Raw genomic sequence first — 25430 nt, 5'->3', positions numbered from 1 at the left:
GTCACACCATGTGTAATGGATCAGTGGATACATACACAAGGGGTGAAACAAAGGTGGTACCGCGAGAGAACAGCCTTTCGTCCTTTGAGGATGAAAGGCTTTTTTTATTTGCCAATTGAAAAATCATGGAGGTATCCTGATATGTCAGAACAAGACAACAAGACAACCTTGGAAATGCCAACAACGTACGATCCAAAATCAGCAGAACAAAAATGGTACAAAACGTGGATGGAGAAGGGCTATTTCCGCGCTGGACAACATCCAGAGGCAGAGCCTTTTACAATCGTTATTCCACCACCGAATGTTACAGGTATGTTGCATATTGGACATGCTCTTGACTTTACTTTGCAGGATATTATTATTCGCGCTAAGCGGATGCAGGGGTATGATGCCTTGTGGCTACCAGGGGCAGACCATGCGGGTATTGCTACCCAAACAAAGGTAGAGCAAAAGCTGCGTGAAGAAGGCCTGACACGTTATGATTTGGGCCGCGAGAAGTTTTTGGAGAAAGTGTGGGAGTGGAAGGATCTTTATCTAGATAATATCCATAACCAATGGGAAAAGATGGGCTTTTCTCTCGATTATTCTCGTGAGCGTTTTACGCTGGATGAGGGACTGTCCCAAGCGGTACGTGAGGTATTCGTTAAACTGTACAAGAAAGGTCTGATTTATCGCGGTAAACGCATCATTAACTGGGACCCTGCTGCACGTACTGCATTATCGGACATTGAGGTGGAATACAAAGAGGTGAACGGAAATCTGTATCACCTGCAATATCCACTGAAAGACGGTAGCGGATTTATTACGGTAGCCACTACACGTCCTGAAACGATGCTGGGCGATACAGCTGTAGCTGTACACCCGGAAGATGAACGCTACAAGCAAATGATCGGCAAAACACTTGTGCTCCCAATCATCGGACGGGAAATTCCGGTCATTGCGGATGATTATGTTGATAAAGATTTCGGTAGCGGCGCGGTTAAAATTACACCGGCTCACGACCCGAATGACTTTGAAATGGGACAACGTCACCAGCTGCCACAAATTACGGTGATGGACGAAACGGGAACGATGAATGCCGAAGCAGGCAAATATCAGGGCCTTGATCGTAGCGATTGCCGTAAGCAAATCGTCGCTGATCTGAAAGAGCAGGGCGTACTGATTCGTATTGAAGAGCACGTACACCAAGTAGGCCACAGCGAACGTACAGGTGTAGTTGTTGAACCTTATCTGTCCACACAATGGTTTGTGGAAATGAAGCCTCTGGCAGCTAAAGCGATTGAAGTGCAGAAGGCTGGCAACGGTGTAAACTTTGTACCGGATCGCTTTGAACGTACTTATCTGCATTGGATTGAAAATGTGCGTGACTGGTGTATTTCCCGTCAATTATGGTGGGGACACCGCATTCCGGCTTGGTACGACGAAGAAACTGGAGAAGTTATTGTATCGGCGGAGGACCCTACAACTTTGCCTGAGTATGCTGGCAGAAAGTTAAAACAGGATGAGGATGTGCTGGATACTTGGTTCAGCTCGGCTTTATGGCCGTTTTCGACACTGGGCTGGCCTGAGCAGACAGAGGACCTCAAACGCTACTATCCGACTAATGTCTTGGTTACAGGCTATGACATTATTTATTTCTGGGTATCGCGTATGATTTTTACCGCGTTGGAGTTTACGGAAGAGATTCCGTTCAAGGACGTACTTATGCACGGGTTGGTTCGCGATGCGGACGGTAGAAAAATGTCCAAATCCCTCGGCAACGGTGTTGATCCGCTCGACGTGATTGACCAATATGGTACCGATGCCATGCGTTATATGATTTCCACCAGTAGCACGCCTGGGCAAGACCTTCGTTTCCGCTGGGAGCGGGTGGAGCAGGCCCGTAACTTTGCCAATAAAATCTGGAACGCGTCACGCTTTGCGCTGATGAATCTGGAAGGCGTCACTTCGGCAGATATAGACATTACTGGTGACTTGAGCACCGCTGATCGTTGGATTTTGCATCGTCTAAACGAAACTTCACGCGACATCACGCGTCTAATAGATGCTTATGAATTTGGCGAGACAGGCCGCCTTCTGTATAACTTTATTTGGGATGATTTGTGCGACTGGTACATCGAGTTTGCGAAGCTTTCCCTATATGGCGAAAATGCAGAGGCGAAAAAGAAAACGCAGTCCGTACTTGCATATGTATTGGATCGGACACTGCGCATGATTCATCCGTTCATGCCGTTTATCTCTGAGGAAATATGGCAGCATCTTCCGCATGAGGGAGAGACGATTACACTGGCCGCTTGGCCTGTTTATGATCCTTCTTTTGAGGATAAGGATGCAGTTGCAGAAATGAATTTGCTGATCGACGTAATTCGCGCTGTGCGCAATATCCGTGCTGAAGTCAACGTGCCGATGAGTAAAAAAATTGAATTACTCATAAAACCCGGTGATCAAGCCGTTCTCGATATCATTAACCGCAATGGGGAATATGTACGTAGATTCTGTAATACGTCTGAATTCGACGCGGGATTAGAATTCACCGTTCCAGATAAAGCGATGACATCTATAGTTAGCGGCGCAGAGCTATACCTGCCGCTGGCCGGACTGCTTGATATTGCCCAGGAAATTAGCAGACTGGAAAAAGAACTTCAGCATTTGAACAGTGAAGTGGAGCGCGTGGAGAAAAAGTTATCTAACCAAGGCTTTGTGGCGAAGGCACCAGCTAAAGTCATCGAGGAAGAGAAGGCCAAGCAAGCCGATTACTCAGATAAGCGCGCTAAAGTTATCGCACGTATTGAAGAACTCAAGGGATAATTTCACTCACAATAAAATGACCTGAAGGTGAAGAGGATGTCAGATACGATCAGGGGCGGAGACACGGCTCCTTTACAAAGCTATGATGAAGCAGTGGAATGGATTAACGGCTTGATTCCGTTTGGTATCAGACCCGGATTGGAACGAATTGAACAGCTGATGAGTAAATTGGGTGATCCGCAACGACATCTGAAATTTGTGCATATTGCGGGAACCAACGGTAAAGGCTCAACTTGTGCCTTTCTGACCTCTGTGCTACTGAAATGTGGGTACGATGTCGGAACTTTTACGTCTCCGTACATCACCCGATTTACGAACCGTTTTCAATTCAATGGGACCGATATTCCCGATGAAACGCTGGTTTTGCTTGCCAATCGCTTGTATCCGTTGGTGAAAGAAATCGCAGATAGTGAATTGGGATCACCTACGATGTTTGAGGTATCGACAGCATTGGCTATTTTATACTATGCTACGGTATCTTTCCCAGATGTTGTGGTATGGGAGACAGGTCTCGGGGGAAGGATGGATGTAACTAATATCGTGAATCCAATCGTCTCAGTTATTACGAATGTCGGCTATGACCATACGGATATTTTGGGAGATACGCTCGAACAGATTGCAAGGGAAAAGGCCGGTATCATCAAACCGGGTGTACCTGTCGTCAGTTGTGTTTCCCAACCCGAGGCTATTAAGGTCATTCGTGAAACGGCGACAAAGCAAGGAGCTACCTTGTACCTGGCAGGAGAACAGTTTACGTATGAACGGCTAAATGGGAATGAAACAGCTCAGACCTTTTCATTCGCGGGGCCCTTCCGACATATGGAAATTGACATCACGTTGTTAGGCGAGCACCAATGTTCTAATGCGGCAGGAGCTATGATGGCACTTGAGGTCCTACGTCAGTATATGGCTTTTGTGTTGGATGATGCAGAATTGCTGGAGGGCTTTAGGCAAACTGCCTGGGCAGGGCGTCTCGAACAAGTCAGTACCTCGCCGAGGATTGTCCTTGATGGAGCTCACAATCCAGAAGGAGCACAGACGCTGGCCAAGAGTCTTCCTCAAGTGTATTCGTACAAAAAATTGGTTTTAATGATGGGGATGCTGTCAAACAAGCATCATGAAGCATACTTGCAGCATATACTGCCACTAGTGGATACGCTTATCCTGACCGAGCCCGATTTTCGCCGCAAAATGAATGCCGCTGAATTGGCTCATCTCGTGGAGAAGCTGCGGCCGTCTTATGCCAAAACGGATTTAAAAATAATTGTAGAAGGTGACTGGAAAAAGGCTCTAGGCCTGCTTCAGTCACATACGGAAGCGGAAGATCTGGGGGTGGTGTCCGGCACGCTGTACCTTATTGCGGATGTACGGGCTACCCTTATGTATCAAACCGATTCGGAAAAAGGTTGGTGAAATTTGTTGATTACTTCGGAACATGTTCATTTTATCGGTATCGGCGGCTACGGGATGAGCGCGATTGCTCGGGTCATGCTGGAGATGGGTTATACCGTGACTGGCTCAGATGTGGCATCACAGGAGCTGACAGAAAAACTGGCGGCAAAAGGCGCAAAAATATATATTGGACACACACCTGAGCATATTGCAGGCGCGGATATCGTCGTCTATTCAACAGCATTGTCACGTGACAATGTGGAGCGGGTGGCAGCGGAAGAATTGAATATTCCAACTCTGCATCGTTCGCAGATGCTGGCTCGCTTGCTTAACGAACGTAAGGGAATAGCTGTTGCGGGTGCGCACGGTAAAACGACAACCTCTTCCATGATCGCTCTGGTTATGGAAAGATGTAACGTTGATCCAACGTATATTATTGGCGGCGAAATCACGAATTTGGGGACGAATGCCAAAGCAGGTAAAAGCGAGTTTGTCGTTGCTGAGGCGGATGAGAGTGATGGTTCTTTCCTGCAATATCATCCTTGGCAAGGCATTGTAACCAATATTGAAGCGGATCATTTGGAAAATTACGATGGCGACTTTAATCGTCTGAAAAGTGCCTATGTACAGTTTTTGAGTCAAATTCGACCGGATGGGGCGGCTATTGTATGCGCAGATGATCAGAACATCCGGGAAATGTTGCCTCAGCTCCAGACTCGGGTCATTACTTATGGAGTGGAGCATGAAGCGGATTATATGGCGACAGATATCCAATTAGGTGACCGTCGATTAAGCTTCACTATGAGCCGTAAGGGAACAGCACTCGGAACGATCGAACTATCTGTACCAGGTAAACATAACATGTATAATGCGATGGCTACTGTGATATCCTGTTTGGAAGCAGGGATTCCATTCGATCAAATCGCTGCTACTATTGTAGAATTTCACGGAGCGAAGCGTCGTTTTCAAGTACTAGGTGAAAGCAATGACATACTGATTATTGATGATTATGCGCATCACCCAACAGAGATTGAGGCTACGATTAGCGCAGCGAGAGCGACTGGCAAGCGTATTATTGCTGTATTCCAGCCGCAACGCTATAGCCGCACCTTTTTCCTGCTCGATGCGTTTAGCCGGGCATTTAGCGAGGCTAATGAAGTCATCATTACCGATATTTATTCACCAGCGGGAGAAAAACAGATTGAAGGCGTGCATTCTTCCAAGCTCGTGGATTTAATCGTCCAAAACAGCAATGCTAATGCAATCTATTTGCCGACCAAAGAAGCCGTGATCGAGGAGTTGAAAGATCGATTACAGCCGGGTGATCTTGTGCTGACGATGGGAGCGGGAGATATCTGGAAAGCAGGTGACGCGTTAGCGCGCCATCTTCGCGGACAGCAAGTGTAATACGTATAAAAATGAGCTGTTACGCCAATGAATTACATTTATTCAAGGGTATTCCGAACACGACTGTGTTTCGGGATACCTTTTTTTGTAATGCTGGGGCATATATTCTTAGCTTGACTCATACAACAGACTATGAGGAAGTATGGGACAAGGAGGGAGTGCATCCATGAACAAGACCAAGATGACATTCCGGTTCGACCAACAGTTGCCGGAGACAAGCCGGGAGGATAAGCTACAGGTGCTTCCGTACAAAAACGAGTCGATTACGAACGAACAGCGTGAAACGATTAGAGGAATGAATAAAAATGCTGTAACTACGCAAGAAGCAGAGCTCAATGAGCCTGAGGATCTGAATAAACGCATTTCAAGTCGGCGCTTTGCTCCGACATTAAGAGTACAAGAGGGATGGGATGACCCCTTTGGCCGTTCGGCGGCTTCTTGGTCAGATGCGGACGTTCTACCAGATAGCCTAGAAGAGAATGAGGAAGCTTATCATTCTGGCCAAGAGTACAGAAAACGTCCGCCCCACCCTTCTAGATGGAAACTGGTTGGTTCTGTAGCCAGCGCACTGGTGACCGGGGGGATGTTTGGATATATTATGTTGTTACTGTTTAACGGAGGAGGCATGGTCCCGGGAGCAGATCCCTCAGTAGAGGAGGCTGTACCGGTCTTTAAAGAATCCGTTGGTGTGGATGCAATATCTGCAAAAGAGAATTCTGTCCCTGTCACTGTCATAGAGGCTCAGGTACCTCCACAAACCTACTATTTGCTGCAATATGGGGTTTTCAGCACTCCAGAACGGGCCTTACAAGCAAAAGAAGAACTGTTGAAGGCAGGCATTGCAGCAGGAGGGGATACCGAGGACCAAAACCGGGTATATGCAGGAATATCACCGGATAGGGAGCAAGCTAAGTTACTCAGCAATCAGTTGAAAACACAAGGAGTCGAATTGTATGTTCGTGAGCTTGAATTGCCTGGATTCGAAAAAGCGGCATACGGAGGCGAAGGCGATAAACTCACTGGCTTTTTTCAGTTAAGTAGTTCATTGGTGGGTAAGTTGAGCGGACTTTCCTCAACCTTGCTGGGAGAAGGAGGTCCGAATACGGTGCCAGCCTCCGACATGAAGGAGCTGAACGACCTGCATCAGCAGTGGACACAAAATATCACTGCACTTCCTACCGGTCTTCCAAAGGAAGCGGTTGCTTCCGCAACCTCACTTGAAAAGGCGATGAACAGCGCGATCTCTGCACTTGGGGAATATAATAAGAATACAGCCAAGGAACACATTTGGGAGGTTCAGTCCTCCATGATGGAATATGTTTTGCGTGAGAAGGAATTTATCCAATTCATAAAACAATAGACTAGCCATATTTTCCGGCAAGGAACTGGAAATAGTTCCCCATGCCGGATTTCTGTTTGTATTGCAGTACAAATCACCGTATAATAATGAAGGTGTCAAAAAATGGCGAGGGAAGATCAGGATGAAAAAAAATGTAGGAATGCTTATACTGTTTTTGTTGCTCGGTTGGCTCTTGGGTGCATGGATTGCCAAAGCCCTTCAATCGATCAAATTCCTTTCCTTTCTGACCCACCCCACTAGGATATCTTGGTCGCCGAGAGCGGACCTGGATATTATCAGCTACAACATAACGATAAATTTTGAATTGAGCCTGCTTAGTCTGATCGGCATCATTGCCGCGTTCTGGCTGTACCGCAGGCTCTAACTGATGAAAAGGAGCTTCCCTTATGGACGGGAAAATTACGCCCCGCATTATTCTGGCATCGACTTCACCAAGAAGGAAGGAATTACTCGCATTTTTGAGACTCCCCTTTGAGGTGGTGCCGAGTCATGCGGATGAGAGCACGCCTGAGAGCTGGACGCCTCAGCAAATCGTGGAGACCCTTGCGGCACGCAAAGCCGAAGCGGTCGTGAACACCGCCACTCAGTCGAAGGAAGCCGGACTGGTGATTGGCAGTGATACCATTGTCGTGCTGGATGGTTCGGTATTGGGCAAGCCTGCCGACCATGCGGACGCGGTTCGCATGCTGACTTCATTGCAGGGAAGAACACACCGTGTGTACACCGGGGTAGCCTGCATACATACCGGAACCGGCGAAATGCTTGTCAGACATCGCCAAACGGAGGTTACAATGAAGCCTCTGAGTCAAGAGCAAATTGTGGCATACGTGAATACTGGTGAACCGTCTGATAAAGCAGGAGCGTATGGCATTCAAGGCATGGGTGCTACGCTGGTGGAATCTATTCAGGGTTGTTATTTTAACGTCGTAGGATTGCCGCTTTCCTTGCTGTCGGACATGCTGTCCGATTTTGGAGTGAATGTGTTGCGTCCATAAAGGGGATAAACATATGCTGGAGTCGCCAATACTGATGCTTCGCGACCTCCCCCATGAAGAACGACCAAGAGAGCGCATGATGACATATGGGGCGGATGCCTTAAGCAACGCGGAGTTGCTGGCAATATTGCTGCGTACAGGAACGCAAAATGAGTCTTCGGTGCATTTAGCGCAGCGTATTTTGCAGCAGGCAGGAAATTTGCGTCAACTGGTGGATATGAGCTTGAGCGAGTTGACCCAGATTAAGGGCATTGGGGATGCTAAAGCGATACAGCTAAAAGCGGGTATCGAACTGGGGCGTCGATTAGCATTGTCTCGCCATTTGGAGACCCCGGTGATTAGTTGCCCGCGGGATGTGGCAGATCTGCTGTTTGAGCAGCTTCGTTATTTGCAGAAAGAGCATTTTGTATGCTTGTTCCTTAACACTAAAAATCATGTCATTGCTCAGGAAACACTATCTATGGGTAGCCTGAATTCTGCCATCGTGCATCCTCGTGAAGTATTTCGGGCAGCAATCAAATGCAGCAGTGCTTCAATAATTTGCGCTCATAACCATCCGAGCGGTGATCCGAAGCCAAGCCCAGAGGATGTTCAGTTGACTCGTCGCCTGATGGAAGCGGGCAACATCGTGGGTATCGACGTGCTTGATCATATTGTGATCGGGGACGGGACCTTTGTAAGTTTGAAGGAACAAGGTCTGATATAATATAATATTTAAATCAAACATTTAAACACGACCGGATAATCCGGCCTGAATAAACCGTTTATACATGGATAACAGATTTCAGGGAAGAGAAAAGGAGATTACATCATGCTGGGTGGCTTTACAAAAGATTTGGGAATAGACTTGGGGACGGCAAACACGCTTGTATACGTAAGAGGTAAAGGAATTGTGGTTCGTGAACCATCTGTAGTTGCTTTGCGTACAGATACAAAAACCATTGAGGCTGTTGGTGAATCTGCGAAAAAAATGATCGGTCGCACACCGGGAAATATCCGTGCGATTCGTCCGATGAAAGACGGTGTCATTGCTGATTTTGATACAACAGCAACGATGATCAAATATTTTATCCGTCAGGCGCAAGCCCAACGCTCTTTGTTTCCACGTCATCCGAACGTGATGGTTTGTGTGCCTTCAGGCATTACTGCGGTGGAGCAGCGTGCTGTTGAAGATGCGACGAAGCAAGCAGGTGCAAGAGAGGCATATACGATAGAGGAGCCGTTTGCAGCAGCAATTGGCGCTGATCTTCCTGTATGGGAGCCAACAGGAAGTATGGTTGTCGATATCGGTGGTGGTACAACCGAGGTGGCAGTCATCTCCCTGGGCGGGATTGTAACAAGCCGCTCCGTGCGTGTGGCAGGTGATGAAATGGACGAGTCCATCATCCAATACGTAAAGCGTCAATACAATCTGATGATTGGTGAACGGACTTCAGAGCAACTGAAAATGGAAGTTGGCTCAGCTATGCCATTAGAGCAAGTGGAAACCTCGGAAATCCGCGGACGTGATCTGGTAACAGGTTTGCCGAAGACGATTACGATTACTTCTGATGAAATTAGCGAAGCATTATCGGATACAGTCAATGCAATCGTGGATGCGGTCAAAGTAACACTGGAAAAATGCCCTCCCGAGTTGGCAGCGGACATCATGGATAGAGGAATCGTACTGACTGGTGGTGGAGCACTTCTGCGTAATCTGGACAAGCTGTTGGCAGGTGAAACCGGAATGCCGGTGATCGTAGCAGAAAATCCTCTGGATTGTGTGGCAATCGGTACAGGCAGAGCGCTGGAAAATATTCATTTGTTCAAATCGCGCAGCAGTTCTGCCGTCCGTTCCAAACGTTGAATCGGGGGTGTAGGAACTGTTTAAGCTGTTTGGCAATAAAAGACTATTTGTTCTATTGATCGGAATCGTTCTGTTTATTGCCCTTATGGGGATTACACTTGGACAGAGAAATTCCTTAACCTGGCCCGAGAAGTTCGCCAGAGATTCAATTGGCTTTGTGCAAGGTATCTTTTACAGGCCCGCTTCAGCAATAGCGGGCTTCTTTGAAGATATCGGAAATATGCGCAGCATCTACGAAGAAAATGAACGATTAAAAATTGCTGTGGCAAAGCTGACTCGTGACCAGATTCAGACCCATAATTATGTTGAAACAAATGCCAGACTGCAGAATGAACTGAAGTTCACCCAAACGCAAAAGGCGAAAAATAATTATGATTATCGTGTTGCTCAAGTGAACAGCGTCAGCAATGATTCCAAAACGCTTGTGATCGATATTGGTGAGAAGGACGGAGCGAAGGTTGGTCAGGAAGTCAGTTCGCTTGAAGGATTTGTAGGAGTCATTAGTCGTACGGGGAATTTTACGTCCACCGTTACGTTGTTGACTACATTGGATCCTAAAAATCCGAATTCTTATGCCATTGCAGCGACAGTCTTGGGCAAGGAGAATCAATCGTTTGGTATGATTGAAAGCTATGATCCGGGTACGAACAGATTTCAAATGACTCGCATTGAAGAAAAAGACCCAATCGCAAAGGGCGATCAGATTATTACATCTGGTGCAGGTGGGAAATTCCGCAAAAACCTAATGATTGGAACGGTAGAGAAGATTCAGGTTGGGGAATTTGGCAAAACACGGACAGCGATTATTAAACCGGCAGCCAGCTTTGTGGATTGGAAAGAACTGCTCATCCTTTATACTCCTGAGGTACCGGAATAATGAAGATGCGCGGTCAGGTTCTAATACTGCTGCTGTTTGTACTGTTTATAGCTGAAGGGACGATTCTTCCGTGGCTTCTTCCGGATAGTTGGCATTCAAGAATGGTTCCGAATTTTGTATATGTCGTGATCTTGTTTGTGTCTGTGTATTACAGTCGTCATACAGCATTGGTGCTAGGTATTGTTTTTGGACTTATTCATGATGTAGTGTTCTACGGGTTTATCATTGGGCCTTACTCTTTTGCAATGGGGTTGTCTGCATACTTATTGGGGCTTGTTTTTACAGCCAGGCGTGCGCCGATGCCTATTATGATGGCAGCCGTGTTGATTGGTAGTTTCCTGCTGGATTCTATGCTTTTTGCTATTGATCAGCTGTTCCAGCTGAATCATCAGACTTTCAATTGGGCACTTGCTCAGTATATGATTCCTGATTTATTTATCCATTTTCTGTTCGCCCTCATCATTTATGTCCCGGTTCGCAAGCAATTGCAGCGTTTGGGTACCCGTGTGAAAAAGGAAGAGGCCGTCTAGGTCTTTTTACACACATTTTGTCCGGGTTAGCAGGGATTTGACGTCCCGGGGACGAAATGATTGAGATAGGAGGGACAGGCTAATGGCGGTGAAATCGAATCATGTCACGATTAAAGGCATCAAAGATGGCCTGGTATTCCTGCTGGACGATCAATGCGAGTTTGAGGATTTGCTAGGTGAGCTGCGTTTTAAGCTGGAGCACAGTCATCAAAATATTTTAACAGGCCCGATCATTCATGTGGATATTAAGCTGGGAAGCCGAGAAGTGACAGAGGAACAGAAGGAAAGTATTCTGGAGATCTTGAAGCAAAAGGGGAATCTGCTCATCAGGTCTGTAGAATCACCTGGACTGCCTGTGGAAGTGCAGGGAAAGCCCCCTATTCACACGGTGACAGGGATTATCCGTTCTGGTCAAGTGCTTCATCACAATGGGAACCTACTCTTTTTGGGAGATGTAAACCCGGGCGGAATTATAACATGTACTGGTGATATTTATGTCCTCGGTGCTTTGCGAGGCATGGCGCATGCAGGGATGGAGGGAAATAGTGAAGCGATTATTGCGGCTTCCTATTTTGCACCGACACAGCTGCGAATTTCCGAAATGATCAGCCGTCCACCAGACGAATGGGAGACACGTGAATCCGGTATGGAATTTGCGTATCTCAAGGATGGCGCTATGCAAATAGATAAAATGAGCAATATTGTGCGTCTGGGCCGCGATTTTAACGTGTTCAAAGGGGTGTAGCACATGGGAGAGGCTATCGTCGTCACTTCAGGAAAAGGCGGCGTCGGCAAAACGACGACGTCAGCCAATATAGGAACAGCGCTTGCACTGCTCGGCAAAAAGGTATGTTTGGTGGATACGGATATCGGGTTGCGTAATCTAGACGTTGTGATGGGTCTGGAAAACCGGATTATTTATGACCTTGTTGATGTAGCGGAAGGTCGTTGCCGTTTAAATCAGGCACTGGTTAAGGACAAGCGTTTTGAGGAGCTGTATATGCTGCCAGCCGCTCAAACCAAGGACAAGAGTGCTGTTACGCCGGAGCAGGTTAAGGATATTATTTTGGAGCTTAAAAAGGATTTTGAATATATATTGATCGACTGCCCTGCGGGTATTGAACAGGGCTTTAAAAATGCCATTGCCGGGGCCGATCAGGCCATTGTTGTGACCACCCCGGAAAATGCAGCCGTACGCGATGCAGACCGGGTAATTGGTTTACTGGAAAGCTCACATGTGGTATCACCCAAGTTGGTGGTTAACCGCATTCGCAATAGCATGGTTAAATCCGGAGATATGTTGGATATTGATGGGATTTTACAAGTGCTTAGCATAGACCTTATTGGGATTGTGCCGGATGATGAAATGGTAATTAAAGCCGCTAATACAGGGGAGCCTACCGTTATGAATCCAGATTCACAGGCCGCGATTGCTTATCGTAACATTGCGAGACGAATCTTAGGCGATACAGTGCCCCTCATGCAGCTGGACCAAAAGAAAAGCGTGATGACACGCTTTAAGAAGTTTTTTGGTATGGGTGGATGAGGAAAACAGGAAGTTATGGCTGGTAAATTGCTTCCACACTTCCTACGTAATTTTCCATCGGTTCTAAGGTAGGAGCTGTAGTCGTATTCATTTGTAATACTAGACACTTAAATAAGTGATAATCTTATTTAAGTGTTTTTGGTTTTAGGGTCACTACATAACTATCATAAATACAAAACATATCCGGTGCGCTAGCGCCGGTTTTTTTGATTTTTAGGTGCGTAATCCCGAACCGGACAACATAAGTTGAAGCCCGTCCTCATAAGATGTATCAAACATACCTCGCTGAGGGGGCTGAACAGGATGAATAAAAATTCCGGAATCAAGCAGCGTAGAGAAGAACGTATACAGCAGCTAATCGCGGGAAGCAAAGCGGAGACGTATCCCTCTGGCATATATCAGAACAGGCACGGGGATAAAGATATGAAGTCGATGCCTATAGTCAGTGCCAACTCGCCCAGAGACCCAGAAACTGAGTGGAAAAATGAGCGGCAACGCTGGCAGCAATCTTTTGGGACGAATCGTGGTCCGTCTTTTTGGATTTCTTTTTGGCGAAGATCAGTCATAGCAACGGTGTTATTTGGAATGGTATGGGGAATGTTTCGTTGGGATATTCCCTATGCAGTGAATTTGAGAATGTTTATTGCGGATGCCTTGAATAAGGATATGGATTTTGCAGCCGTCGGACAATGGTATGAAACTTATTTTGACGGAGCACCTTCCTTTTTGCCGATTTTTGGCGAGGAGCATGAAACGCACAAGGTAGACGCAAGTCGAAAGGGCTCTCCACCGATTGAAGGCAATATAACACAGCCTTTTGTTCTGAGCCTTAAAGGGGTAGAAATTACGCCGAATGTTACCGATAACGGGGCAATCGCTGTTAAAAGTATAGATGCAGGTCGAGTATTAGACATATTAAATCATCCCCAAAGCGGGATTTCGATTACAATTCGACACACTGGCGGTATCACAGCAACTTACGGAAGGCTTTCCCGTTCTACCTTAAAAGTGAACGACTGGGTTCAGGAGGGAGATGAGATCGGTGTACTGCCAGCAAGTCACAGCGGCAGCGAGGCGGCAACTTTGTTTTTGGCAGTTCAGAGAGGGGATCAATACATTGACCCGTCGGAAGTGGTAGCCCTTGATTAATGTCCGAGGGGTGACCTTATCACTACATCCACTGTTTGTATTGGTTATGCTGACCTCTATATTAACTGGACATTTTATCGAGATCATAACTTTATTTACATTGGTGTTTATTCATGAGCTAGGTCATGCGACAGCTGCTTCGTTGTTGGGCGCGCGGGTGCTTTCCATACAGATGTTACCCTTTGGAGGAGTGGCGGTCATTGAGGATCAGGGGAAGCTCAATGCGTGGAAGGAGATTGTCATTGCGCTAGCGGGGCCCCTACAAAACGGAATCATGATCATCATCCTTTTGTGGTTCAGAAATGTGAGTGGGCTGGAGTATGATTATGTAAATTATATCATTCAGGGGAATGTAGTTATTGCACTGTTTAATTTGCTGCCCATTTTACCACTTGACGGTGGAAAAATATTGCAGGTACTGATTAGCTTATCTTGTTCTTATCACCGCACATTAGTGTGGACTTTTAGAGCCAGTATCGTAACGAGTTTGCTATTTTGTATATATGGTATTTCGCCGTTGTTAAGGCAAAATGGACCTATCCATTTAAATCTGCTGGCGGTAGGGATTTTTTTGCTTTATTCTAATATTGTGGATTATCGGAATATCCCTTACCGTTTTATACGGTTTTTGCTGGGGAGGGACGAGCTTTTTTACCGCGAAGTAGCTAAGGGAAGTATTGCCTTACCTATTGTATCCCTGCCAGTGAAACATTTGGAGCCTATTTTGCGTCTTTTCAGAAGAGATCGGTATCATATGGTTTATGTTATGAATGAACAGGGACGGATTGTAGCCGTACTGCCGGAGCAGCGTCTTATTCGCTCTTATTTTGCGACACGCCCGCCAGATGGTGGAGAACCCAAGCCCAAATAATGTTTTATGAGTTAAGGAAGAGGCTGTATCCAGAGAGGTTGAAAAACCATGAAGCAAATGATTGTACAATGCCAGCAGCAGATGACCCAAATGGCGCTGTTGGAAGAGGGACGATTGGTTGAATATGCGGCTGAACTACCGCGAAAACGGGGAATTCTAGGTTCTTTTTTCAAAGCGAGGGTGGTCAATGTGCTACCAGGTATGCAAGCCGCCTTTGTTGACATTGGACAGCGAAAGAATGCCTTTTTGTATGTAGATGACGTACTTCATGCTCATTTGGACAAGCAGCCGGAGGTAAAGCCATCCATTTCTGAAGTGTTAAAGGTAGGGCAGGAAATTGTAGTGCAGGTATTAAAAGAGGCTGTTGGTAGTAAAGGAGCCAGGGTCACCACTCATTTTTCACTTCCGGGTCGCTGGATCGTATATATGCCCCGTGCTGATTATGTGGCCGTATCTAAGAAGATCGAACGTGAGGGCGAACGTACCCGTTTGAAAGCAATGGGAGAGCAGCTACGCACAAGTGAGGAAGGACTCATAATCCGTACCGTTTCGGAGGACATGAGTATAGAGGCGATTGAAAATGATTTAAATCAACTGCGTAAGCAGTGGGTGGCTATTCAGCGTAAAGCTGGTGAACACTCGGCTCCGTGCGAATTACACCGGGATTTAAGTATTGTTCAGCGGTTGATTCGGGATGTGTTTACACCTGAACAGGATGAACTGGTCATTGACAGTGAAGAGCAAGCAAAGGATGCAGAAATAATGCTGCAACAGATTGGTCCTGCGAAAGCTCATGTAAGTATATTTCGTGGTCCAGAAGAAACAATTTTCAAAGCTTATGGCGTTCATGAGCAGCTGGAACGCGATTTTGCGCGAAAGGTATGGCTGCAGGGCGGCGGATACATTGTCATTGATCATACGGAGGCATTAACCGTCATTGATGTGAATACCGGGAAGTTTACGGGAGGCAGTAATCTGGAAGAAACGGTGACCCGGACTAACATTGAAGCAGCTGAAGAGATTGCCCGCCTGGTACGTGTGCGTGATATTGGTGGTATCATCATCATTGATTTTATTGACATGGAACAAGAGGAGAACCGTCGGGAAGTATCCTCTGTGCTGGAAGCAAGATTGAAGAAGGATCGGACCAAATCTTATGTTGTCGGTTGGACGCGGTTAGGTTTGCTGGAAATGACCCGCAAAAAAGTGCGTGAGGAAAAGACGCTCGTGTAGAGCGATGCGTAACCAAAAATCATTTTAAAACTAAAGGTTGAATGTGTACCAAGCTTGTGCTACAATCATTTAGTATGTGTGATGCGTAAGATTGGCTGCACATGCTGTAACCGCTCCAATCAGGTACTGAAGTGCAGTATCCTAAGGGAATCTGCCACCTGCTATTAGGCGAGTCTGAGACATAAGGAGGTGCAAGCAAATGTACGCAATTATCGAAACAGGTGGTAAGCAATACAAAGTTCAAGAGGGCGACGTATTGTTCATCGAGAAGTTGGAAGCTAATGATGGTGAAACTGTAACGTTCGATCGTGTTCTGGCAGTGTCCGGCGACAATGGCTTGACAGCAGGTACACCGCTTCTTTCTGGAGCTTCTGTAACAGCTAAAGTTGAGAAGCATGGTCAAGGTCAAAAGGTCATCGTATACAAATACAAACCTAAAAAGAACTACCATGTGAAGCAAGGTCATCGTCAACCGTACACGAAAGTGACGATTGAAAAAATCCAAGCGTAAGAGGGTGCGATAAGTGATTATCGTGCGTATTACACGACTGGAGGATGGCAGCATACAGGGGTTTTCCGTTAAAGGACATGCAAATTTCGCTAAATCTGGCGAGGATATCGTATGTGCTGGCGTTTCGGCGGTAACAGTAGGAACTGTCAATTCGATTGGAGCTCTTACGGACGTTGAGATGGAAACGGAAATGGAAAACGGCTTTTTAAGCGCGTATCTTTCTCCTGAAAGTTATCATGATGCGAACGCACAGGTTCAACTGTTGCTGGAGTCCATGGTGATTATGCTGACAAGTATTGCTGAATCATACGGTAAGTATATTCAAATAGAAAATAATCAAAGAAGGAGGTAGACATCATGTTGAAATTGACATTGGATCTTCAATTATTCGCATCGAAAAAAGGTGTAGGTTCCACAAAAAACGGACGTGACAGTAAATCGAAACGTCTTGGAGTGAAACGTGCTGACGGTCAAGCAGTTACCGGCGGTAGCATTCTGGTTCGTCAACGCGGAACGAAAATTCACCCGGGCACGAACGTGGGCATCGGTAAGGACGACACTCTGTTCGCGAAAGTGGACGGCGTTGTGAAGTTCGAACGTTGGGGCCGTGATCGCAAAAAGGTGAGCATCTACCCGATCGACGTTGCTCCAGTAGCAGCTACTGTAGAAGCTTAATAGCGGCTTAGACACGCTGAAAAGCCTCCGGCACTTTTGTCGGAGGCTTTTTTGCATGATGGTAATGAACTGGAAAGTTAGTCTGTGCTATACTGGATTAAGGTTCTTTAATAATCCATTTAATTTCGCAGAACGGAGAGAAGCCATGTTCCAGCGGATAAGAGCGCCTTATCTGGCGTTGGGTTCCATTCTGATTCCTTTGGTTTTTTCACTGCTCTATCCTAAAGTATTAACGATTATCTTATTAGCAGTATGGTCTGTAGTTGCTGCATGCTTTGGTATGTGGTATACGCAAAGACAGGTTGAGTATGAACGGAAAGCTGCTTTGCGTTCTTTTGAGCGTACAGCGATTTCAATGCTTAACCATCATCGGCATGACTGGATGAATGACTTGCAGGTGCTTTATGGATATATTCGTATGAATAAGCATGATAAATCTGTTGCTTATGTGGAAACAATAAAAGGGCGCGTGGCGGAAGACAGTAAAATATCTAAGTTGGGTATTCCCTCACTGGTGTTTTATTTGCAGTCTTTTCGCGTGAACGCCGGTAATTTACAATTGTCGGTACAGGTTGAGGAGCAGTTAAAGTTAGACGCTGTCATGTCTCCCGAAGACGGCGAGTCGCTTGCCTCGGCCGTCATAGAAACGGTGCGTGCGTATCAATATGGCGGGGGCCGGTCGTCCTGGGGAGAAGTGCGCAGATTGACACTTTTTTTCGGTATGGATCAGAATGATGTTATCGTCCGTTTTGAAGGAAGTGACATACCTGCGGATTTGAATATCCTAAAGCAGGTCAGATCCGTACCCGGAAGTAAACGCATTCGAACAGAGAAGCTTCCTACGGGCGAAATGCTTCAAATTCGGATGCAGTGCCAGACATAAGGAAGGTGTAACCATGTTTGTAGATAAAGCGAAGATTTTTGTTAAAGGCGGTGACGGTGGAGACGGATTAATTGCGTTTCGCCGTGAGAAATACGTTCCTGAAGGTGGCCCAGGTGGTGGTGACGGAGGGAACGGTGGAGATGTAATTTTCCGTGTAGATGAGGGTTTGCGTACCTTGATGGATTTTCGGTACCAACGTCATTTTAAAGCCCAGCGTGGAGTAAAAGGTCGCAACAAAAGCCAACACGGAGCCAATGCGGAGCACATGATCGTACGTATACCACCGGGAACGGTCATCATAGATGATGATACTGGTGAAGTAGTAGCAGATATGACACGTCATGGTCAACAAGTCGTCGTAGCTAAAGGAGGACGTGGAGGACGCGGGAACATCCGTTTTGCTACGCCGAGTAATCCAGCGCCTGAGTTGGCTGAGAACGGCGCAGAGGGACAAGAACGTTATATCACGCTTGAGTTAAAAGTAATGGCTGACGTAGGCTTGGTCGGGTTCCCTAGTGTTGGGAAGTCTACCTTGTTGTCGGTTGTTTCTTCTGCAAAACCGAAAATTGGGGCATACCACTTTACAACGATTACTCCAAATTTGGGTGTTGTGGATGTGGGTGATCATCGTAATTTTGTGATGGCGGATTTGCCTGGTTTGATTGAAGGAGCTCATGAAGGTATTGGGCTGGGACATGAATTTCTGCGGCACATTGAGCGGACGCGTATTATTATCCATGTCGTGGATATGGCGGGCTCCGAAGGACGTGACCCGTTTGAAGATTGGACTAAAATTAACGACGAATTGAAGCAATATAATGCAGCATTGGCTGAGCGTCCGCAAATTGTGGCGGCCAATAAAATGGATATGCCAGAAGCTGAAGAAAACTTGGCTCACTTCAAAGAGCAGATTGCTTCTATACGTCCTGATCTTGAAATCATGCCTATTTCCTCACTGACACGTCAAGGTGTGAAGGAACTGCTCTACCGGGCTGCTGATTTGCTGGATCAAATACCGGACGAGCCAGTTGTTGAGGAAGTAGCAGAAGTCAATGAACGTAAGGTATTTAAGCTGGATACAGCAGAAGACGATGGCTTTACAATTGTACGTGAAAACGACACATTCGTGGTGCAGAGCCCTAAAATTGAGCGCATGATGAAGCGCATGCAGTTGAACTCGCATGATGCCATTTTGAAATTAGCAAGAACGTTACGCCACATGGGTGTGGATGCTGAGTTACGCAAGCGTGGCGCCAAAGATGGTACATCTGTACGCATTGCTGATTTCGAGTTCGAATTTGTTGAAGGCAGCAGCTACTACTAAAAATCAAATAAAGGTCTAAAACCTGAACGGTTACTGTACTATAGGAAACTCTATAGAAGGCAGTAGCCGTTTTTTGCATTGTTAGCTTGCCGATTTTCATGAGTTTCGATATAATGTCCTCTATACAAAAACATAAGTCTTTGAGGAGAGGACGTTCTTGAAAGAGCGCTATTACTTGGTACGGGAAGATATTTTGCCTGAAGCTATTGTTAAGACCATACAGGTGAAACTGCTGCTGGCTTCAGGAGATGTTAAAACCGTGCATGATGCCGTGGAGCAAGTTGGGCTGAGCCGAAGCGCCTTTTATAAATATAAGGATGGCATACATTTGGTTAACCAGCTGGAGCGTGAGCGAATTGTCAATATCTCTATTGATTTAGAACATCAATCCGGAATGTTGTCCAGGGTGCTTGGCAGAGTGGCTGATTTCGGAGGCAATGTGCTGACGATCCAGCAAAGTATTCCACTGCAAGGCAGAGCCAACGTAGTTATCTCGGTAGAAATGTCCAGACTCAGTGAAGAGTTGGGTGTTCTACTGGAGGGCTTGGAGGACATCTCTGGAGTCAAACGTGTTCGCCTGATTGGGCAAGGTTAAGGCAATACAGTTCATTAGATATAAGTTGCGGGAGGGGAATGGATGAAACCGGTCAAAGTAGGATTGTTAGGTTTAGGGACGGTAGGAACGGGAGTCGTTCGAATCGTAGAAGGCAATCAGGAAGATTTGAGCAGACAAGTCGGTTCACCGATCATCATTGAAAAAATAGCTGTAAAAAACATAGAAAAATATCGTTCCATTGAAGTGGACACGGCCAAGCTTACTGAGGACCCATGGGAAGTTATTCGAGACCCTGAAATTGATGTAATTATCGAAGTCATGGGCGGGGTTGATCAGACGAAGGAGTACATTCTTGAAGCGTTGGAGCGGGGTAAACACATCGTAACAGCTAACAAGGACTTAATGGCTTTGCACGGTTCTGAAGTATTAGCAAAGGCGCAGGAAAAGCAATGTGATATTTTTTATGAAGCTAGTGTAGCAGGCGGTATCCCGATTATTCGTACACTCATTGAAGGTTTCTCCTCCGACCGTATTACCCGCATTATGGGGATTGTGAACGGTACGACCAACTTTATTTTAACAAAAATGAGTCAGGAAGGGGCCTCGTACGAGGAAGTTCTCAAGGAAGCGCAGGAGCTTGGGTATGCTGAATCCGATCCGACCTCAGACGTGGAAGGACTGGATGCAGCTCGTAAAATGGCAATTCTCGGCACGCTCGGTTTCCGCTCTAATGTAGAGCTCAAGGATGTAAGTGTCAGCGGCATTTCAAAGGTAACCAGTGAGGATATTGCTTTTGCTAAAAAACTAGGATATGAAATGAAATTGCTCGGCATTGCAGAGCGTCAGGGTGATGAATTTACGATTAACGTTCAGCCGACCATGGTACGCAAGCAGCATCCATTGGCTTCGGTGAACGGGGTATTCAACGCGGTGTATGTGCATGGTGAAGCAGTGGGTGAAACCATGTTTTATGGTGCGGGTGCAGGTGAAATGCCGACGGCAACATCGGTTGTAGCTGATTTAGTAGCTGTAGTGAAAAATCTCAAACTTGGTGTCAATGGGCTTAAAGCCATCGTTCCTTACAACCCTAAAAAAATTAGTAACGACGAAGATGTGTATTTCAAAAACTTCGTGCTTCTGCATGTGGATGATAAAGCAGGGGTGTTGGCACGGATTACGCAAGTATTTGCTGAATTTAATGTCAGTCTGGCATCTGTTGTGCAGCAACCGAATGAGGTTAACCCCGATGCTGAAATTATTATCGTGACTCATTTAGCCAGTAAAGCGAGTATGAAAAAGGTTTTGGAGCATTTTGAAACTTTAGACGTCATTCGTCGCATCAAGAGCGTATATCGAGTAGAGGGATAGTCAATAAAAGCAGGAGGAATTGTCTGTATGACCGTTTTAAAAACAGCAAGAGTGCGTGTGCCTGCGAGTACGGCCAACTTGGGTCCCGGCTTTGATACATTGGGCATGGCATTGTCCTTATATGCATGGATTGAAATGAAGGAGGCCGAACAGACGGCTTTTCATTTATACGGAGATGAAATGAATGGTGTTCCCCAAGATAAAACTAATCTGATTTTCAAGGTAGCACAAATGGTTTTTCGGGAAGCAGGTGTATCTGTTCCTGAGCTCGATATTTCGATGTACTCGGATATTCCGCTCACTCGTGGTTTGGGCAGCAGTGCTTCTGCCATTGTGGGCGCCTTGGTCGCTGCCAACACGTTGATTGGCTCGCCTCTGCCGAATTCCAAGCTGTTCGATATGGCAAGCGCCATTGAAAAACATCCGGACAATGTTGGAGCTTCCCTGTTTGGTGGTATTATTACAGCGATGTGGGACGGCGAGCATGCTAGGCATTTACGGCTTGAACCAGATGCCAATCTGGAGGTTATGGTAGTTATTCCAGATTTTCAGCTGTCCACGTCGAAAGCCAGAGAGGTTCTACCCGCTCATGTATCGTTGAAGGATGCTGTATATAATATAAGTCATGCTTCGATGCTGGTAGCAGCATTGGCGTCGGGACGAACCGATTTAATCGCCGAAGCGATGCGTGATCAGCTTCATCAGCCTTACCGCGCGGCACTTGTGCCAGGTATGACAGAGATCTTGCAGGATGCGCACCATTATGGTGCTTTGGGTGTGGCTCTAAGTGGGGCTGGACCAACGTTGCTGGCATTGACAGATCGGCGGGAAAATCGGAAAGCAGAGCTGGAGCAGTATTTAACGGATACCATGAACAAAGAGGGGATCACTGCTTCTGTTTTAAAATTGCGCCCTGAGAATGAAGGAGTTAAAGTATATACAGAAGGGAATACTCTCCCTTTTATGGATATGATTAAAGGGGAACTTACGATATGAAACGAATTGCACTTCTTCCTGAGGGGACTGTTTCTCATGAAGCGATTAAGTATTTGTTAGGAGATACGTCCCATGAATTACTTTTTTACAAACATATTGCGGACGTATTTCAGGCAGTAGACAAGGGTCAGGCAGACTATAGTGTAATTCCCATTGAAAATACGATTGATGGCTCTGTAAGTTTGCATATGGATTGGCTTGTACATGAAGTAGACATTCAAATGCAGGCGGAATGGGTATATCCTTCAATTCAAAATCTTATTGGTCATCGTAGTGAATTTACGAAGGATTTGGACAAGCTGGATTTGAGCAAAGTGGTCAAAATTATGTCTCATCCTGTGGCGCTTCCCCAGTGTAAAGAATTCATACAGGCTTCCGCTCCTCAGGCCGAGTTGGAGAGTGCAGGAAGTACGGCAGAAGCCGTCGAAATTGTTAAACATAATCCCGGTAAAGGCTGGACCGCTCTCGGAACCAAGCTTGCGGCTGCCAAACACGGATTGGATATTTTGGCCAGCAAAGTGACGGATCACGATAACAACTTTACCCGCTTTGTCTTGATCGGTCATCAACCTATAAGTCTCCCGGGTACGCCTGAAGGTCAGCGAACCAGTATTTTGGTCACGCCGCCGCAGGATTTCCCGGGAGCGCTGCATCAGGTTTTATCCGCATTTGCATGGCGCAGGTTAAATCTGTCCCGTATTGAATCGCGTCCGACCAAAAAGCAATTGGGGAATTATTATTTTTACATTGAAGTTTTGGAATCTCTGCATTCCGTGCTGCTTCCGGCAGCCTTTGCAGAGATCGAGGCTTTGGGGTGCCATGTACGTGTTCTTGGCTCTTATCCAAGCTACAAGTATGTTGAAGCAGCGATCGAACCTATTTTAAAGGAACATTAATCGGAGGTGTGGTTTTAATGGCAGAACAATGGATCTATCTGGATGGGCAGCATGTGACTAAGGAAAACGCAAAGGTTTCCGTATATGATCATGGATTCTTGTACGGAGACGGTATATTTGAGGGCATTCGTATCTATAACGGGAATATTTTTAAATGTAAGGAGCACTTGGAGCGTCTGTATGATTCTGCGAAATCCATTCAGTTAAACATTCCGTTGTCTCCTGATGAAATGTTGGAAGCAATGGCTGAAACGATTCGTCTTAACGAAATGCGTAACGGATATATCCGTCTGATTGTATCCCGAGGTGCAGGAAATCTAGGTTTAGATCCTCTTCGTTGTGCGAAGGCGAGTGTCATCATTATCGTGGAGCAGCTCGCCATTTACCCGGAAGAAGCTTACTTGACTGGCCTGAAGACAATTTCTGTCTCTCAGCGTCGCAACATCCCAGACGCTTTGAATCCGAAGATTAAATCATTGAACTATCTCAACAATATCCTCGTGAAGATCCAGTCTAACTATGCTGGTGTAGGTGAGGCTATTATGCTCAATTCCCAAGGGTATGTGACGGAAGGCTCTGCGGATAACATTTTCATCGTCAAAAACGGAGTGTTATATACACCTCCTTGCTATTTGGGGGCGCTTGAAGGGATTACTCGTAATGCTATTATCGATTTGTGTGCTAAGCTTGGATACTCCCTTAAGGAACAACCTTTTACACTGCATGATGTATATGTTGCGGACGAGGTGTTTTTTACAGGAACTGCGGCAGAAGTTATTGCAGCTTATGAAGTGGATGGTCGTACGATCGGCTCCGGCGTTGCTGGCCCAGTGACTTTGGAGCTCCTGTCTGAGTTCCGTAAGATTGTGGATCAGGATGGCTACAAAGTGTGGCAGGACTAAAATAAAACCGAATCCTTTTAACTGAATGCTCGCGTGAGTATTCGGTTGAGAGGATTTTTTTGTTTGTATGGGGTCATTCGCCCGGGAGGTGCATAGGATGTAATAACAGAAGCCGGGCGTTTATCCCGCCCGAACGAAAGTCTAGGAGGTTTGTGACCTGTGAAAATACACATCGTCAAAAAAGGTGACACTCTGTACTTGCTGGCACAGAAGTATAATGTGACGCTGGAGAAAGTTATTGCCGCCAATCCCCAATTGGCAGACCCTAATCAGTTGAGTATCGGCGAGAAAATTAAAATTCCAACAGACCCTGTTACGATGGAAACACAGCCGTCAACGGTATATCAACACAAGGTTAAGCAAGGAGATTCATTGTGGAAGTTGTCCAAGGCGTGGAATGTACCGCTTAAGCTAATTATTGATGCCAATTCCCAGCTTAAAAACCCGAACGCACTTCTGGTTGGAGAAACAGTTAATATTCCACACTACAAAGAAGAGGCGTCTGATTTTACTGAGAATAAAAAAAATACCGCAGTCAAAGAAGAGATGACACAGCCTAAACCTGAATCCCCAACCAAGCAAGAACTTACCCAGCCCAAGGAGGAGTTGACGCAGCCTAAGCAGGAAAATATGCCTAGCCCCAAAGAAGAGATGACACAGCCGAAAGAAACAGTGAATCCTCCTAAGCTCCCTGAATTAAAACTGCCTGAAGTTCCTATGGCACCCGTAAATCCTGCTCCACCTCAAATGCAGCCCATAGTTACTCCACCTGCTCCACCTCAAATGCAACCTATAGTTACCCAACCCATCGCATCTAAGCCACAGCTTCCTACAACTGTTGTGAAGCAACCTGTAGCTGAAAAATTTTGCGGCTGCACAAAATCGGAGCCGATGGTAAATTCCGAGTGGTCGATACAACAGCCAACATTTGATTATAGCCCACAAATAAATGCAATGCCGAACTCGTGGTATCCGGGGATTGAGTCTCCTCAAACTTGGGGGAATGCGCCTATAAATACCTCCTTAGCAGAACACGCCTCTCCTACTGTAGTTTCTGATCAGGGCTATCATCATGATTGTGAGCATCCATGGTGCTGGGGGCCTGTGCAGACACCACCTATAAATGCCCATCCAACACCTTATCCTGCCTATTCAGATTGCTGCGCCCCTGGATATTATACGAGTCATGAGGTGTCTGAAAATGCATCCTACCCGGTCTATCCTCCATTTATCCATCAAGGGCATCCACAGCAGTATCCAGAGAGTACAGTCCAGGGCAGTCAATGGAGCCAGGCATGGGGAGGA

26 protein-coding genes and 1 other annotated feature (1 of these 27 cut by a window edge) are annotated in these 25430 nt (G+C 46.3%); all 26 genes read left to right on the top strand.

The features are described 5' to 3' along the window. The first annotated feature begins 141 nt into the window (after positions 1 to 141). A complete protein-coding gene (locus ACWGXJ_RS19055) occupies positions 142 to 2808 on the top strand; it encodes a valine--tRNA ligase (protein WP_039272580.1) in 2667 nt (888 codons plus the stop codon). Positions 2809 to 2844: 36 nt separating this feature from the next. Further along, positions 2845 to 4221 (top strand): bifunctional folylpolyglutamate synthase/dihydrofolate synthase, encoded by a 1377-nt coding sequence (locus ACWGXJ_RS19050; RefSeq protein ID WP_452567388.1) that lies wholly within the window; start codon positions 2845 to 2847, stop codon positions 4219 to 4221. 6 nt (positions 4222 to 4227) lie between these two features. Continuing rightward, positions 4228 to 5607: a UDP-N-acetylmuramate--L-alanine ligase gene (gene murC, locus ACWGXJ_RS19045; protein WP_250262179.1), complete on the top strand. Its 1380-nt coding sequence runs from the start codon at positions 4228 to 4230 to the stop codon at positions 5605 to 5607. Between the two features lie 166 nt (positions 5608 to 5773). After that, the gene (locus tag ACWGXJ_RS19040) at positions 5774 to 6967 is read left to right on the top strand and encodes an SPOR domain-containing protein (RefSeq protein ID WP_452567387.1); all 1194 of its coding nucleotides are present in this window, start codon (positions 5774 to 5776) and stop codon (positions 6965 to 6967) included. Between the two features lie 121 nt (positions 6968 to 7088). Beyond that, positions 7089 to 7331: a DUF4321 domain-containing protein gene (locus ACWGXJ_RS19035; protein WP_023989955.1), complete on the top strand. Its 243-nt coding sequence runs from the start codon at positions 7089 to 7091 to the stop codon at positions 7329 to 7331. A 22-nt stretch (positions 7332 to 7353) separates the two neighbouring features. Further along, on the top strand, positions 7354 to 7962 hold the full coding sequence (locus ACWGXJ_RS19030; RefSeq protein ID WP_250260582.1) for a Maf family protein: 609 nt from the start codon (positions 7354 to 7356) through the stop codon (positions 7960 to 7962). Between the two features lie 13 nt (positions 7963 to 7975). Further along, positions 7976 to 8668 carry a RadC family protein gene (gene radC, locus ACWGXJ_RS19025; protein WP_025722728.1) on the top strand — a complete coding sequence of 231 codons (693 nt, stop codon included), beginning with the start codon at positions 7976 to 7978 and terminating at the stop codon, positions 8666 to 8668. 105 nt (positions 8669 to 8773) lie between these two features. Next, the gene (locus tag ACWGXJ_RS19020; RefSeq protein ID WP_013311600.1) at positions 8774 to 9808 is read left to right on the top strand and encodes a rod shape-determining protein; all 1035 of its coding nucleotides are present in this window, start codon (positions 8774 to 8776) and stop codon (positions 9806 to 9808) included. Between the two features lie 55 nt (positions 9809 to 9863). After that, on the top strand, positions 9864 to 10685 hold the full coding sequence (gene mreC, locus ACWGXJ_RS19015; protein WP_043882320.1) for a rod shape-determining protein MreC: 822 nt from the start codon (positions 9864 to 9866) through the stop codon (positions 10683 to 10685). Beyond that, positions 10685 to 11215, top strand: coding sequence for a rod shape-determining protein MreD (gene mreD / locus ACWGXJ_RS19010; RefSeq protein WP_069290212.1), 531 nt, complete (start codon positions 10685 to 10687; stop codon positions 11213 to 11215). The genes mreC and mreD overlap by 1 nt, the downstream gene beginning before the upstream one ends. 82 nt (positions 11216 to 11297) lie before the next feature. Then, a complete protein-coding gene (minC, locus tag ACWGXJ_RS19005) occupies positions 11298 to 11960 on the top strand; it encodes a septum site-determining protein MinC (RefSeq protein ID WP_013311597.1) in 663 nt (220 codons plus the stop codon). Positions 11961 to 11963: 3 nt separating this feature from the next. Beyond that, complete coding sequence (gene minD, locus ACWGXJ_RS19000; protein WP_061828810.1) at positions 11964 to 12761, top strand: septum site-determining protein MinD; 798 nt, start codon at positions 11964 to 11966, stop codon at positions 12759 to 12761. Between the two features lie 303 nt (positions 12762 to 13064). Beyond that, entirely contained in the window at positions 13065 to 13910 is an 846-nt protein-coding gene (locus ACWGXJ_RS18995; protein ID WP_322175506.1) for a M23 family metallopeptidase, read from the top strand. Beyond that, a complete protein-coding gene (locus tag ACWGXJ_RS18990) occupies positions 13903 to 14781 on the top strand; it encodes a M50 family metallopeptidase (protein WP_254326832.1) in 879 nt (292 codons plus the stop codon). The genes ACWGXJ_RS18995 and ACWGXJ_RS18990 overlap by 8 nt, the downstream gene beginning before the upstream one ends. A 48-nt stretch (positions 14782 to 14829) precedes the next feature. Next, positions 14830 to 16014 (top strand): Rne/Rng family ribonuclease, encoded by a 1185-nt coding sequence (locus ACWGXJ_RS18985; protein WP_061828807.1) that lies wholly within the window; start codon positions 14830 to 14832, stop codon positions 16012 to 16014. Positions 16015 to 16112: 98 nt separating this feature from the next. Then, positions 16113 to 16200: a sequence feature (ribosomal protein L21 leader region), on the top strand. A gap of 13 nt (positions 16201 to 16213) precedes the next feature. Continuing rightward, a complete protein-coding gene (gene rplU, locus ACWGXJ_RS18980; RefSeq protein WP_013311592.1) occupies positions 16214 to 16525 on the top strand; it encodes a 50S ribosomal protein L21 in 312 nt (103 codons plus the stop codon). 13 nt (positions 16526 to 16538) lie between these two features. Then, the gene (locus ACWGXJ_RS18975) at positions 16539 to 16877 is read left to right on the top strand and encodes a ribosomal-processing cysteine protease Prp (protein ID WP_013311591.1); all 339 of its coding nucleotides are present in this window, start codon (positions 16539 to 16541) and stop codon (positions 16875 to 16877) included. A gap of 5 nt (positions 16878 to 16882) precedes the next feature. Further along, positions 16883 to 17200, top strand: a complete 318-nt coding sequence (gene rpmA / locus ACWGXJ_RS18970; RefSeq protein WP_039272574.1) for a 50S ribosomal protein L27 — start codon at positions 16883 to 16885, stop codon at positions 17198 to 17200. 145 nt (positions 17201 to 17345) lie between these two features. After that, positions 17346 to 18083 (top strand): Spo0B domain-containing protein, encoded by a 738-nt coding sequence (locus ACWGXJ_RS18965; RefSeq protein WP_061828886.1) that lies wholly within the window; start codon positions 17346 to 17348, stop codon positions 18081 to 18083. Positions 18084 to 18096: 13 nt separating this feature from the next. After that, on the top strand, positions 18097 to 19407 hold the full coding sequence (gene obgE, locus ACWGXJ_RS18960) for a GTPase ObgE (RefSeq protein ID WP_061828806.1): 1311 nt from the start codon (positions 18097 to 18099) through the stop codon (positions 19405 to 19407). Positions 19408 to 19564: 157 nt separating this feature from the next. Next, positions 19565 to 20002, top strand: coding sequence for an ACT domain-containing protein (locus ACWGXJ_RS18955; RefSeq protein ID WP_013311587.1), 438 nt, complete (start codon positions 19565 to 19567; stop codon positions 20000 to 20002). Positions 20003 to 20044: 42 nt separating this feature from the next. Beyond that, positions 20045 to 21331: a homoserine dehydrogenase gene (locus tag ACWGXJ_RS18950; protein ID WP_069290208.1), complete on the top strand. Its 1287-nt coding sequence runs from the start codon at positions 20045 to 20047 to the stop codon at positions 21329 to 21331. A 27-nt stretch (positions 21332 to 21358) separates the two neighbouring features. Then, the gene (gene thrB, locus ACWGXJ_RS18945) at positions 21359 to 22327 is read left to right on the top strand and encodes a homoserine kinase (RefSeq protein ID WP_069290207.1); all 969 of its coding nucleotides are present in this window, start codon (positions 21359 to 21361) and stop codon (positions 22325 to 22327) included. After that, positions 22324 to 23223: a prephenate dehydratase gene (gene pheA / locus ACWGXJ_RS18940; protein ID WP_029518431.1), complete on the top strand. Its 900-nt coding sequence runs from the start codon at positions 22324 to 22326 to the stop codon at positions 23221 to 23223. The genes thrB and pheA overlap by 4 nt, the downstream gene beginning before the upstream one ends. 17 nt (positions 23224 to 23240) lie before the next feature. Next, on the top strand, positions 23241 to 24125 hold the full coding sequence (ilvE, locus tag ACWGXJ_RS18935; RefSeq protein ID WP_254326837.1) for a branched-chain-amino-acid transaminase: 885 nt from the start codon (positions 23241 to 23243) through the stop codon (positions 24123 to 24125). 159 nt (positions 24126 to 24284) lie between these two features. After that, positions 24285 to 25430, top strand: the 5' portion of a protein-coding gene (locus ACWGXJ_RS18930) for a LysM peptidoglycan-binding domain-containing protein (protein ID WP_452567386.1). The gene runs 426 nt beyond the window's last position; only the first 1146 of its 1572 coding nucleotides appear in the window; the start codon lies at positions 24285 to 24287; its stop codon lies beyond the right edge, outside the window.

The sequence above is a fragment of the Paenibacillus sp. S33 genome, from assembly GCF_053615415.1.
This window is presented reverse-complemented; position numbering and strand designations above follow the sequence as displayed.